Annotated in this window: 8 protein-coding genes and 3 pseudogenes; 6 read left to right on the top strand and 5 right to left on the bottom strand. The window is 66.0% G+C overall.

Annotated features, from left to right (window positions below):
• Nucleotides 1–155 precede the first annotated feature (155 nt).
• Nucleotides 156–380: pseudogene (locus tag CDN38_RS33315) on the bottom strand (SDR family NAD(P)-dependent oxidoreductase); the annotation flags it as partial.
• A 291-nt stretch (nt 381–671) separates the two neighbouring features.
• On the opposite strand from CDN38_RS33315, the gene CDN38_RS28015 reads away from it, so the two are divergent.
• A complete protein-coding gene (locus tag CDN38_RS28015) occupies nt 672–1,232 on the top strand; it encodes a QsdR family transcriptional regulator (protein WP_075511646.1) in 561 nt (186 codons plus the stop codon).
• Nucleotides 1,233–1,241: 9 nt separating this feature from the next.
• Here CDN38_RS28015 and CDN38_RS28020 read toward each other — a convergent pair whose 3' ends face one another.
• Both CDN38_RS28020 and CDN38_RS28025 read right to left on the bottom strand, forming a co-directional pair.
• Complete coding sequence (locus CDN38_RS28020; protein WP_075511647.1) at nt 1,242–3,008, bottom strand: DUF3556 domain-containing protein; 1,767 nt, start codon at nt 3,006–3,008, stop codon at nt 1,242–1,244.
• A 216-nt stretch (nt 3,009–3,224) separates the two neighbouring features.
• Nucleotides 3,225–4,455, bottom strand: a pseudogene (locus tag CDN38_RS28025) (PE-PPE domain-containing protein); the annotation flags it as partial.
• Between the two features lie 641 nt (nt 4,456–5,096).
• Here CDN38_RS28025 and CDN38_RS28030 point away from each other — a divergent pair.
• Nucleotides 5,097–5,354, top strand: coding sequence for a hypothetical protein (locus CDN38_RS28030; RefSeq protein WP_075511648.1), 258 nt, complete (start codon nt 5,097–5,099; stop codon nt 5,352–5,354).
• Nucleotides 5,355–5,522: 168 nt separating this feature from the next.
• A complete protein-coding gene (locus CDN38_RS28035) occupies nt 5,523–5,795 on the top strand; it encodes a Rieske (2Fe-2S) protein (RefSeq protein WP_082277220.1) in 273 nt (90 codons plus the stop codon).
• A 37-nt stretch (nt 5,796–5,832) separates the two neighbouring features.
• On the opposite strand, the pseudogene CDN38_RS28040 reads toward CDN38_RS28035, so the two are convergent.
• Nucleotides 5,833–6,649, bottom strand: a pseudogene (locus CDN38_RS28040) (RsbRD N-terminal domain-containing protein).
• Between the two features lie 356 nt (nt 6,650–7,005).
• Here CDN38_RS28040 and CDN38_RS28045 point away from each other — a divergent pair.
• The 3 genes from CDN38_RS28045 to CDN38_RS28055 are packed head-to-tail and all read left to right on the top strand — an operon-like array spanning nt 7,006 to nt 10,667.
• Nucleotides 7,006–7,746, top strand: coding sequence for a lysophospholipid acyltransferase family protein (locus CDN38_RS28045; protein ID WP_233027147.1), 741 nt, complete (start codon nt 7,006–7,008; stop codon nt 7,744–7,746).
• Nucleotides 7,747–7,749: 3 nt separating this feature from the next.
• Nucleotides 7,750–9,393, top strand: a complete 1,644-nt coding sequence (fadD12, locus tag CDN38_RS28050) for an acyl-CoA ligase FadD12 (RefSeq protein WP_075511651.1) — start codon at nt 7,750–7,752, stop codon at nt 9,391–9,393.
• A complete protein-coding gene (locus CDN38_RS28055; RefSeq protein ID WP_075511652.1) occupies nt 9,390–10,667 on the top strand; it encodes an alpha/beta hydrolase in 1,278 nt (425 codons plus the stop codon). The genes fadD12 and CDN38_RS28055 overlap by 4 nt, the downstream gene beginning before the upstream one ends.
• Nucleotides 10,668–10,701: 34 nt before the next feature.
• Here CDN38_RS28055 and CDN38_RS28060 read toward each other — a convergent pair.
• Nucleotides 10,702–11,917 (bottom strand): WS/DGAT/MGAT family O-acyltransferase (locus CDN38_RS28060; protein ID WP_099319504.1); only part of this gene is annotated, 1,216 nt, incomplete at its 5' end.

An 11,917-nucleotide genomic window follows, 5' to 3' on the forward strand; every position in this document is an offset into this window, starting at 1 on the left:
GCTGGCGGCGTCGCTGGCCAGGAAGACCAGCGCGGCGGCCAGTTCGTCGGCCAGGCCGACGCGGCCCATCAGGGTGCGTGGGATGACCGTGGTCTCGACATAGCCGGCGGGGAATTGGTCGGTCATCTCGGACTCGAAGAAACCGGGCGGGACCGGCACTGCTCCGGATCGGTGACATCGGTGCGCACCGCGACGGCGCTGCGCCCCGCCGCCTCGACGAGCGCGCGGGTGCCGGCCAGCCGGTCCTCACGCCGCGCGCCCAGCACCACGTCGGCACCGGCCTCGGCCAGGGCATGGGCGAACGTGACGCCGAGGCCGCTGGATGCCCCGGTGACGATCGCGACCCGGTCGTCGAGTCGGAAGCGGTCAAGAATACGCATTCACAGGACTCCGGTAAGCAGGGTGAAAATCACAGTTGCACCTTATCTAGATATGTTGCATATCTGCAACTAAACGCGATTTATCTCACTATGTATGGCCTCGACAGGCGTGAGTATGCGCTAATCAGTGCTAATACCCGCTGGCGAACAACGGTCCATGCAACGTCTGGTAATCTGTCGCAAAAGCGAGACGTTAGTTGACCGACGTGGGTCACCGAGGCCAGGAGGTGCGACATCGGCGAAACACAGCTGGCTCGGCTGCTGGCGGCGGCGGACCGCCGCCCCGATGCCATGACGGCCTTCCGCATCGCCCGCCGGTGGTTCATGGCCGGTCGGCGGATCGAGATGCAGGAACTGGCCGCCGACCTCGGCGTGAACCGGGCCACCGTGTTCCGCTGGGTCGGCAGCCGCGATGAACTGCTGGCCGAGATTCTGTGGTCACTGGCGGAACGCACGCTGGCACTGGCCGTCAAGAACGCGCCCGGGTCCGGCGGCGAGCGCATCTCGGCCATCATCGGCAGCTTCGTGGCGTTGCTGGACGAGGCGGAGTACTTCCGCGAGTTTCTGCGGCGAGAACCGGAACGGGCGCTGCGCATCCTGACCACACAGGCCGGTACGGTCCAGGCGCGGCTGGTCGCGGCCGTCGAAACCCTGCTCCGCGAGGAGATTACGCGCGCGCAGCTGCACCCGCCGTTGCCGCCACACGACCTGGCGTACCTCATCGTGCGGATCGTCGAGTCCTTCCTCTACTCCGACATCATCACCGGCGAACAGCACGACGCTGCCAAGGCGGCGCTGGCGGTGACCGCACTCCTCGGAAGCGATGCGCCGCCGGCCGGTGCCCCCGCCTGACAGCGGCCGTTATGGCGTACCTGGCGCAGCGCGCTGAGTCGTGACGTGGACGGGAAATTCGTCGCCGGGTTCGGGCCACGGCGGACGCGACAGCATGTCCTTCACCTCGACATAACCGGCCTCGAGCACGCCGGCTTTGGCGTCGACGATGCGGTACCACTGCTTTTGGACGTGGATCGGTTGGCCCTCGAGGATGACGACGCGGATGTCACCCTCTTCGAAATTGCACCGCCGCTGTACCGCGGCCAGCAGTTGCTCGTTGTGCAGGTGGCCCTCGCCGAAATTCCAGCCGACCAGCGGCCCGGCAATCAGCTCACCTTCACGCACGCTGTAGTCGGTTTCGTCGGCGTCGCCCCCGACGGCGCGGGAAACCAAGCCGTTGAGCGCTCTGCCGTGGGTATGCATCGCCCGGAACGCAGCCGTCTTGTCCATCATGATTTCCGCGCTGTCGGCGCCGTAGAGCCTGGTCAGCTGATTGACAACCAGCGCAGAGCTTTTGACGACGTTGGCCTCGAGCTTGTCCTCGGCCCCGGGGCGGAAGCACCACACGCTGGTGGCCCAGTTGCCGGCGTAGTAACGCATCGCCGGGAGGAACGAAATCTTTTCGGGGAAAAGGTTTCCCGCAACGGCCACGGCCACCGCGGCGAGCACGATGACCAGCAGCAGCGGTGACTGCAGGTCGGTTGCCTGGATCGCGCCGTAGTGCCCGAACAGGTAGAACAGCGAAAAGATGAAGAACACGTTCCATTCCAACGGCACCCCCATCGGAAGGTTGGAAAGGATGTTGAGGTGGAAGATCACCATGAACCCGATGAGGAACCATCGCCAGGGATGGCCGTCGGCGACGAAGACCAGCACCCCGGGGACCAGGAATTCCGCGGTGGTCCCCCCGACATGGGCCATCAGCTTGGGCAGCCAGGACGGGCGCAGGTCATTGACCGGGTCCAGGTAGAGCAGGTGCTTGAGCCAGTTGAACAACCTGCTGCGCAGTAGCGCGTTGTTGCTCGTCATCACCGAGACGACGTACGGGAAGTGGTGGTTGAGCTTGGACGTCGCCGCGCCCCACCACAGCGCGAGCATGATGAGCTTGAACGCCGCGATCTGATCGGTGAACGGGAAGAAGAACACGAACAGCTTCAGCCAATAGTGTTCACCGCGGGCTGCGAGGAAGATCGTCTTGTCGCGCAGACCCAGCAGCGCCAGGGCCACGATCGTCGGGATGACCAGCACCGGGTCGATCAGGCCGACATCGCCGGCCCCGGTGACTGGTCCCCCGTGACCCGGGGACAACAGTGTCCATACTCCACCTGCCAGCACGACGGCGTAGAGGACGACGTCGACGACGGTACGGCTATCGCCGCGGGTGAACGGGACTTTATCCGGCCAGGCGGGCAGTCGAATGGTCTTGGGCCGCAACCAATATAGGAATCCGCCGACCGGTGGGATGAACCGGCCGGTCAGCGGACCGGAGCCGCAGCCAAAGCCCATCACCTCGAACAGCAGCGTGAAGATGATGACCTTCTGGTACACGATGGGTTGTGTCCACCAGTCGGCGATGTGGCCGAGCCCGCCCAGGCCGGGCGTGAGCGAGATGATCGCCGCGGGCGCGGCGATGTACACGCCGATCTTGAACAGATACAGCAGGTATGCGGCGTACGGGGTTCCGAAGCCGTGCTCGACCCAATGCCGGGTGACGATTTGTAGCCTCGTTGCCCGTGGCAGGGTCTGCCAAGTGGCGGGGTCGACGTCCGGAAGCTCCGGTGACATGAATCCCATGGCGGCCTTCCTATCTGGTCCGGTGTGAAATCACTTGATGGGCAAGGCGAATCGGTGTCGCGCAACTCGGTCGGCGGTCCAAGACATCGTCAGCCCCCTCGGTCTCTCTGACATAGATGTTCGCACCACCGCCGGTCATCTGGCGAGACCGTCGCGCCGGTCTCTCCCTGATCGTCGGCGGCACACCCGGGTATTCGGAGTCGTCGGTATTACGGATCAGGTTGGGAACGGCTGACCGCTCAAGATCGCCGCAATGGCCACCCCAGCGATTCCCGCGCCGAACACGCCCAGGGTGACGTTGGTGGCCGGGATGAGTTGCATGGTCTGGCTGAACCCGTTGAGGTCGCCGGCGGCCAAATCCCCGACGCCGTCCGCCAGGTACTGGGCATCGGCGGTCACGAAATAGCCGGGCCCCTCTATCAGAACCGGCATCATCTGCTGGGCGACGACGATCGCATTGATCAGCTGCGGGGAAGCGCCTTGGCCGAGCGCGGCGATGAGCGAATCGCCGGCCTGGTACATCGCGGACATGATAGCCGGATCGAGGGTGCCGTTGATGACGGTGTCGAGCAACCCGGGCAGGTAATCCAGCGGCCCGTCGATGGCGGCGCCGATCTGCGGCGGGACCGGAAGTGCGGTCGGCATGGCCGGCGTCGGCGCCGACGGGAGCTGTGGCAGCGCCAAATTCGGGATGGCCACCTTCGGTAGCGGCGGCAAGCCGACATCGGCAAGCGCATGGTCGATGCCGTGCGCGGTCGAGCCGGCAAGGTCAGCGGCGAGGGTGAGCGCGTCGATATGGGTCGGGAACAGCCCGGCGGGGGTGGGCACGTCGACGTATCCGGTTCGGTCGTAACCCAATTCGATGATCACCCGCAAGCCCGGCTCGACGAGATCCAGCAGCGGCGCGGGCCACAATGCCGCGCAGCGGCTCCAACAGCGGCAGCTGCTCGCTGGGATGCAAGATATAGGTGGTGTAGACGTCGGCCGGGGACACCGGCTGAACCACACCCGCCGCGACCTGTGCCGGGGTCAGCTCCTGATAGGTGCCGTGCGCGTCATAGATACCCAACAGCGCGTTGAGGTCGGCGGGAATGTTGAGCGGGTACTGGGGGAAGTCGGCAAAGCCGTCGTATTGGCGCGTGTAGACGGTCGTCGGGTAGAGGTTGCTCGGTGTCGCGCCACTGAACGTCAGACCCATCGGCTGCACGAAAAGCCCCGGAAAACGGGCGAGTAAGCCACCGTTGGGATTGTTGGGATCACCGAGCAGCACGAAGGACAGCTGGTCGGGGCCGGGCCGTAGGTCGGCCGGCAGGCTTGCCAGGTAACGCATTTCGGCGGTGGCCACCGAAGCGCTCTGGGAGAAACCGAGGACCACCACGTCGTGTCCCGCGGCGTGCTGGGCCATGATCGCGGCGTGCAGATCGGCGGCACCCACGGCCACCGATTGGGTGCCGTCTGGTCGGCATCGGCGCCGCCCCGCGGTGGCGGATGGTAGCTAACGAGTCGCGCGACTGCGCCGAAACCGGCCCAACCCGGCGAGCCCCCGCCGGGTCCGCCCCCCTCTGGCGGACCCGGCCCCGTAACTTCGGGCTACCGCTCGGCGGGGCGCGGCCGGCTCGGGCTCAGCCGTGCGCGACCCCTCAACACGCACGGATGGTTACCCGCTGCCGCCTCAGACAACTCGTCGCAGACCCCTTCCAAGACTGGTCTTGCGAATTGACGTGCGCATACGTTAAAGACCCCAGGCGGATGGACACCATATGCGCCCGCACCGAAGCTCAAGATCACTTTGGTGCGCGCAGCATGAAAGGCTGCCAGCTGTGGCCACCCCTGCCGGGCCGGTTACCCGGCGGGTCACCCGAATTTCTCGTCCTTCTACCTCAAACATGCTGCAGCATAAGCTATTTCGTCCGTCTTGCCTAGTTGTCAACGTAGCGTGCCAGGAAAACGCCGCGCGGGAGTCGGAGGCTGGACCGATCCGGGATCAGCTCTTCTGCCCCAGGCTTTGGCCAGCCACGCTGGCCGCAGGGGCCGGACAGGACCACGGACGAGCGGATTCAAATTGCCCGGGTGGGGTACTGCCAGAGGATGCCCGCGTACACACCGCCCCGACCGTTGGTCGATGCGTTTGAACGAGCCCGGGTGCTGGACGTCCCGGCGCAGTCAATCGGCAAGAGAGTCCGCCAGGTACTGGCCCAGCCGAAATTGAAACAAGCGATCAGCGGAACGTGGCTCGGTCATCCGGTCCATCCGCCGTTGACCGACGTGGTCATCGGCTCATTCCTGTCGGCGTCGCTGCTGGACGTGTCGCGCCCCACTCCGGTGCGACAGCCGCACGGCGGCTGATCGGTGTGGGCGTTGCCGCGACGTTACCCACCGCGCTCACCGGCATCAGCGACTGGGCCGACACCGAACTCTCCGACGAAGGGGTACGCCGCGTCGGTTTGGTCCATGCGGAACTGAACAGCGTCGCACTGCTGCTCTACGCCGCCTCATTGAGAGCCCGTCGGCGCGATCGGAGGCTTTCCAGCGGCCGAGGACGCGCCGGTACTGCTGGTGCGTCACAACGGCGGGCTCTATGCCGTTCACAACCGCTGTAGCCATCGCGGCTGTCTGCTGAGCGAGGGCGAGCTGGAGGGCGCGGTGATCACCTGCCCATGCCACGGGTCACAGTTCGACGTTCGCGACGGAACACTGGTGCGCGGCCCTGCCACCACCGGCCAACCCGTGTTGGACGTGCGGGAAACCAACGGGCACATCGAGGTTCGCTCCGCCACCCGGGGCTGAGCGGTTGCGGCCCGAGCCCGCAACAGGAGTCCGGCCGTTACGTCGGTGCTCCTAGCACCGCCGGGGCCATCCGTCGACAGATCTCCAACGCCTGCACCTTGAACACGGCATCGGGATCGTCGAAACTGCCTCCGCACAGTTCCATCTCCTGAGCTACCCGGTACTGAATGGTGTTGCGGTGCAAGAGCATCGCTTCGGCTGGCGCGACATAACTGCGATTGCGCACCAAGAACTCGCGCAGTGTCTCGCGTAGCCACTCATTACGCTCGCCGTCCACGCTGAGATGGCACCGCCGCATCCACCCATATCACCGCGGCGACGTGCATTCCGTCCAACCGATACCGCAACAACTTCTCGGCGCGCTGCACGTCCACCGGGGTGCCGGCCAGCAACTCGCTGACCATCTGCTGCCGCAGGCCGCCACGCCGGCTGAGCCAGCGTTCGTGTTCCTCTTCGTAGGTGACGATCATCTGGTCGGCCACCAAGTCGACGATTCGTGACGAACGATTCACCAGCTCGACGATGGTCGGCACCCGCTGCGCGGGTTCCAGCAGCGACACATACTGCATGGCCACCTCGAGGAAGCGTGCATGGCCGAGCCGATGCGCCCGTACCAACGGCGCCAGCGGCACATCGCGCTGCGCCGCGGCCCGCGCGTAGGCCAGCGCGGCGGGTGGCGCTTCGAGCAACGATGTCGGCGCGTCGCGTTCCAGGTAGTGAACGGCCGCGACGTAGTTCTCGGTGATACTGGCCTCCCACATGTCCAGCATTCGGCTGTCGTAGTCGAGCCCCTGGATTTCGTTTTTCATGGTGTCGAACACCTCCGCGATGAATTGGTCGCGAAGGGTGTCCATTCGCCGGGCGATCACCGAAATGGGGCTGCCGCCGGCCTCGCCACCGACCTGGGCCACTCTACGTCCCTCCTGCTGGGCTCAGTTGATCATTTGCCCGGCCGGAGGCGGGCACCACATGAACACTGTTGCCCGTCCGGAGGCGGGCACCACATGAACACTGCGCCCGCCCACGGACCAGAGCGGAGCGGTTTCGCCGCCCATGCCGGCGCGGCGGTCCGACATCGGTCGCTACCATCGAGGGACTCGACGGCAACGCAGCCCAGAGACAGCCTCGAGGGAGGAACGTGAGCACCGACAGCCCAGACATCGGAGGTCCCGAGAACGACAAGTGGGATCCCGGCCTGACCAAGCGGTTGATGAGTGTCATGCGGCCGATCTTGAAGACGTACTTCCGGTGCGAGGTGCATGGCCTGGATTCTTTTCCGCCCGGCGGAGCGCTGGTGGTCGGCAACCACTCCGGCGGAATGTTCCCGATGGACGTTCCTATCTTCAGCATCGATTTCTACGACAAGTTCGGCTACGACCGGCCGGTTTACACGCTGAGCCACGACATTCTGTTCATGGGGCTGACCGGGTCGCTGTTCCGGCGCACCGGCTACATCCGGGCCAGCCGGGACAACGCAGCCAAGGCGCTGCGCTCCGGCGGCGTGGTGATCGTGTTTCCGGGCGGTGACTACGACGCGTACCGACCCACGTTCGCCGAGAACGTCATCGACTTCAACGGTCGCAAGGGATATGTCAGCACCGCGATCGAAGCCGGGGCGCCCATCGTGCCCGCGGTGTCCATCGGTGGTCAGGAGACGCAGCTCTACCTGTCGCGCGGCACCTGGCTGGCCGAGCACCTTGGACTAAAACGGCTGCTGCGCAGCGACATCCTGCCGCTCTCGTTCGGTTTTCCGTTCGGGTTCAGCGCAGCGATTCCGCCCAACCTGCCGCTGCCGACCAAAATCGTCACCGAGGTGCTGGATCCGATCGACATCACGGCACGCTTCGGCGCAGACCCCGACGTCGATGAGGTCGACACGCATGTCCGGTCGGTGATGCAGGATGCCCTCAATAAGCTCGCGGCCACGCGTCGTTTCCCGATTCTGGGCTGAACGATGACATCTCAGGCATCTCGTATCAACCAGGCTCTCGGTCTGATCACGACGATGCGGCGTGCCGGGCTGATCGCACCGATGCGGCCCGACCGATACCTGCGCATCGCCGCCGCAATGCGTCGCGAAGGCATGGGTTTCACTGCGGGTTTCGCCGGTGCGGCGCAGCGCTGCCCGGACCGCCCGGGGCTGATCGACGAACTGGGCACGCTCACCTGGCGCCAACTCGACGAGCGCAGTGACGCCTTGGCCGCCGCGCTGCAGGCTTTGCCGACCGGCGCCCCGGAGGTCGTCGGAATCATGTGCCGCAACCATCGCGGGTTCGTCGAGGCATTGATCGCGGCCAACCGGATCGGCACCGACATCGTGTTACTCAACACCTCGTTCGCCGGTCCGGCACTGGCCGATGTGGTGAGCCGGGAGAACGTCGGCACCGTCATCTACGACGAGGAGTTCACCGCCACCGTAGATCGCGCCTTCGCTGACAAACCGGAAACCACCCGCATCCTGGCATGGACCGACAACCAGTCCGAGCTCACCATCGAAAAACTCATCGCCGCGCATGCCGGACAACGGCCCCAGCGTAGGAGCGCCAACGGCAAGGTAATCCTGCTGACGTCCGGCACCACCGGAACGCCCAAGGGCGCCAAGCACTCTGGTGGCAGCGGTGGAGTCAGCACGCTGAAGGCGATCCTGGACCGCACACCGTGGCGGGCCCAGGAGCCCATCGTGATTGTGGCTCCGATGTTCCACGCCTGGGGCTTTTCCCAGCTGGTGCTGGCCGCGTCACTGGCCTGCACGATCATCACCCGGCGCAAGTTCGACCCGGAGGCCACGCTGGACCTCATCGACCGCCACCGGGCGACGGGGCTGGCGGTGGTGCCGGTAATGTTCGACCGGATCATGGAGTTGCCCGCCGAGGTGCGTAATCGCTACAGCGGCAGGTCGTTACGCTTCGCCACCGCATCCGGCTCCCGGATGCGACCCGATGTCGTCATCGCCTTCATGGACCAGTTCGGCGACGTGATCTACAACAACTACAACGCGACCGAGGCGGGCATGATCGCCACCGCGACCCCGGCCGACTTGCGCGCCGCACCCGACACCGCGGGCAAACCGGCGGAGGGAACCGAAATCCGGATCCTGGACCCGGAATTCAACGAGGTACCGGTCGGCGAGGTCGGCAGCATCTATGTCCGCAACGACAGCCAGTTCGACGGCTACACCTCCGGGACCACCAAGGATTTCCACGCCGGGTTCATGGCCTCGGGCGACGTCGGCTACCTCGACCAGAGCGGAAGGCTGTTCGTGGTCGGCCGCGACGACGAGATGATCGTCTCCGGCGGCGAGAACGTCTACCCGATCGAGGTGGAGAAGACGCTGGCCGCCCATCCCGACGTGGCCGAAGCCGCGGTGATCGGCGTGGACGACGAGCAGTACGGCCAGCGGCTGGCGGCATTCGTGGTGCTCGAACCCGGTGCTCATCTCGATAGCGGGGCGGCCCCCGAGGCCCTCAAGCAGCACGTACGCGACAACCTGGCCAACTACAAGGTGCCCCGCGAAATCACTGTTCTCGACGAGCTGCCGCGCGGCAGCACCGGCAAGATCCTGCGCGCCGATCTGCAGTCGAAGGTCAGCGGCTCATGAGAGGCGAGCGACTGCTGAGGCTGGCGCGCCGTCCCCGGCCGCTGACCCGCGGAGCCGTCGAACTCGTCAACGCCGCCAACGGATTTCATCCGATTACCCGCCACCCCTACGCCTCGGCCCTGGTGTTCTGGTTCGGCTGGCCGGCCTCGGAGGTGCCGGGGCTGTATCTGAGTGCCTCGGTGCTCGACGCGGTGCGGCGCGGCCGCCGCGGCGATTTCGCCGGACCGAAGGGCAAGGCGGCGTTGGGGTTGACCGTTGCGGCTTGGACGATCTTGGGGGTGATCCGCTACCGCGGCATCACCACTCCGGGCCCGGTACTGGAAACGGGGTTGAGCGAAGGACTCGGACCCGACTACGCCAAGGAGCTGGCCGCGCTGCCGACCGAGCCGACGCGCCGGGGGCGGCGCAACCTTCCGCTCCGCACCACCGTGGCGCGCCGGCGCTATGTCGAGAAGACCAACATCGTGGCCTACGGGCCGCACCGGCGCGCCAACCTGGCCGACATCTGGCGGCGCCGCGACCTGCCCCCCGACGGCAAGGCACCGGTGCTGGTACAGGTGCCCGGCGGCGCGTGGGTAATGGGCTGGCGCCGCCCGCAAGCGTATCCCTTGATGAGCCACCTGGTTTCGCGGGGCTGGGTCTGCGTGTCGTTGAACTATCGGGTCTCTCCGCTGCACACCTGGCCCGCGCACATCGTCGACGTGAAGCGTGCGCTGGCGTGGGTCAAGGAGAACATCGCGGCCTACGGCGGGGACCCGGACTTCGTTGCGATCAGCGGCGGTTCGGCCGGCGGGCACCTATCGGCCCTGGCGGCTCTGACGCCCAACGAGCCGAGGTTTCAGCCCGGATTCGAACGGGCCGACACATCGGTGGTCGCGGCGGTCCCCTTCTACGGGCGCTACGACTGGTATTCCACCGACGCCGCCGGGCGACCCGAATTCATCGGGCTGCTCGAAAGATTCGTGGTGAAACGCAAATTCAGCGAGCATCGGCAGATTTTCGTCGATGCGTCGCCGATCCATCACGTGCGGGCCGACGCGCCGCCGTTCTTCGTGCTGCACGGCGCCGACGATTCCCTCATCCCGGTCGTCGAAGCCCGGGAATTCGTCGACGAATTGCGCGCCGTGTCGAAGTCCCCGGTTGCCTATGCTGAATTACCCAATGCCCAACATGCTTTCGATATTTTCGGTTCCCCACGCGCACACCACGCCGCCGAGGCCGTAGCCCGGTTCCTGTCCTGGGTCTATGTGACGAACGGGCCCGGCGCGCGGTAAGTTCCGCGGGCACAATGGACGCCCCCGCCTGACGTCAACGCAAGCCGGCGGCGTGCTCGAGTTCGGTCAGCGCCGGCTCGATGGCGTCGGCCATCTGGTCGATGTCGTTGGCCACTTCCGGCGTCGTCACAAATCCGAAGTCCAGGTGCTCCATGTACGAGAAGCAGGTGACGTTGAGGGCGACGTCCATCACCGGTGGCCCCAACGGAACCAGCGAATCCAGTTTGGCGCCGGCCATGTACAGCGGGAACTGCGGGCCGGGCACGTTGGAGACGACCAGGTTGATCGGAGCCAGGTTGTGCGACAGGCCGGTGGCCGTATACGCGCGGGCCGCCAGCTGCAGCAGCCCGGGGGGAGTGGTCTCGGTCAGGCCCATGATCTGATGCGCCGACAGCGCCTTGGCCATTTCCTTGGCGCTCTGGGTGCTTTCGTGGATCGCCTCGAGCCGCTCGGCGGGGTCCTCGATGTTGGTTGCCAACGAGGCTGTCATCGAGCTGATCTGGTTGCCCACATCGGATTTCGTCTCGTCGGTACGGGTGGAGACGGGGATCTGTGCGATCAGCGGCTTGGTGGGCAGTTCGTCGTGCTTTTGCAGGTATTCCCGCGCCGCCCCCGCCACCAGTGCGAGGACGACGTCGTTGAGCTTGACCCCGAAGGTGTCCTTGACGGCTTTGACCCGGGCCAGCTCTACCCGCGCGCCGGCAATCCGCCGGTGCGGCGACACCGACGCGTTGAACCGGGTCTTGGGGGCGTCGAAGTAGCGCGGCGGCTTGCTGCGGACACCCAAAGCGGCGATCTGTTGGCGCACGGTCTGCTCCACCAGCCGCGCGATGCGGAACGGTGTCATGATGCCGACGTTGATGAGCGCGCTCACCGCACGCCGCTCCAGCCCGGGAATCTGGAATCCCACGAACCCAACCGTTTCCTGTTGCGGCGCCCGCGGTTCGGGTGTGACGTCCAACAGGATTTCGCCCAGACCGGCGCCGGAGACGCCGTCGACGATCGCGTGGTGCATCTTGGTCAGCGTGGCGATCCGGCCGCCCTCGACACCCTCGATGACCCACAGTTCCCACAGCGGCCGGGAGCGATCCAGCTTGTAGGACATCAGCCGGCCGACGAGCTCCTCGAGCTCGCGTCGCCCGCCCGGACCTGGAACGCCGATACGACGGACGTGGAAGTCGATGTCGAGGTCCTCGTCCTCGACGAACCAGGGCCGGTCCAGGCCCAGCGGGGCGCCGGTGACCTTCCAC

The organism is Mycobacterium ostraviense, from assembly GCF_002705925.1.
GTDB classification, from domain to species: Bacteria; Actinomycetota; Actinomycetes; order Mycobacteriales; family Mycobacteriaceae; genus Mycobacterium; species Mycobacterium ostraviense.

Bases quoted from the DNA above. Each gene is read 5' to 3' on its own strand.
- CDN38_RS28015 (WP_075511646.1), top strand. From the start codon at position 672: ATGACGGCCTTCCGCATCGCCCGCCGGTGGTTCATGGCCGGTCGGCGG.
- CDN38_RS28045 (WP_233027147.1), top strand. From the start codon at position 7,006: ATGAGTGTCATGCGGCCGATCTTGAAGACGTACTTCCGGTGCGAGGTG.
- CDN38_RS28030 (WP_075511648.1), top strand. From the start codon at position 5,097: ATGCCCGCGTACACACCGCCCCGACCGTTGGTCGATGCGTTTGAACGA.
- fadD12 (WP_075511651.1), top strand. From the start codon at position 7,750: ATGACATCTCAGGCATCTCGTATCAACCAGGCTCTCGGTCTGATCACG.
- CDN38_RS28055 (WP_075511652.1), top strand. From the start codon at position 9,390: ATGAGAGGCGAGCGACTGCTGAGGCTGGCGCGCCGTCCCCGGCCGCTG.
- CDN38_RS28020 (WP_075511647.1), bottom strand. From the start codon at position 3,008: ATGGGATTCATGTCACCGGAGCTTCCGGACGTCGACCCCGCCACTTGG.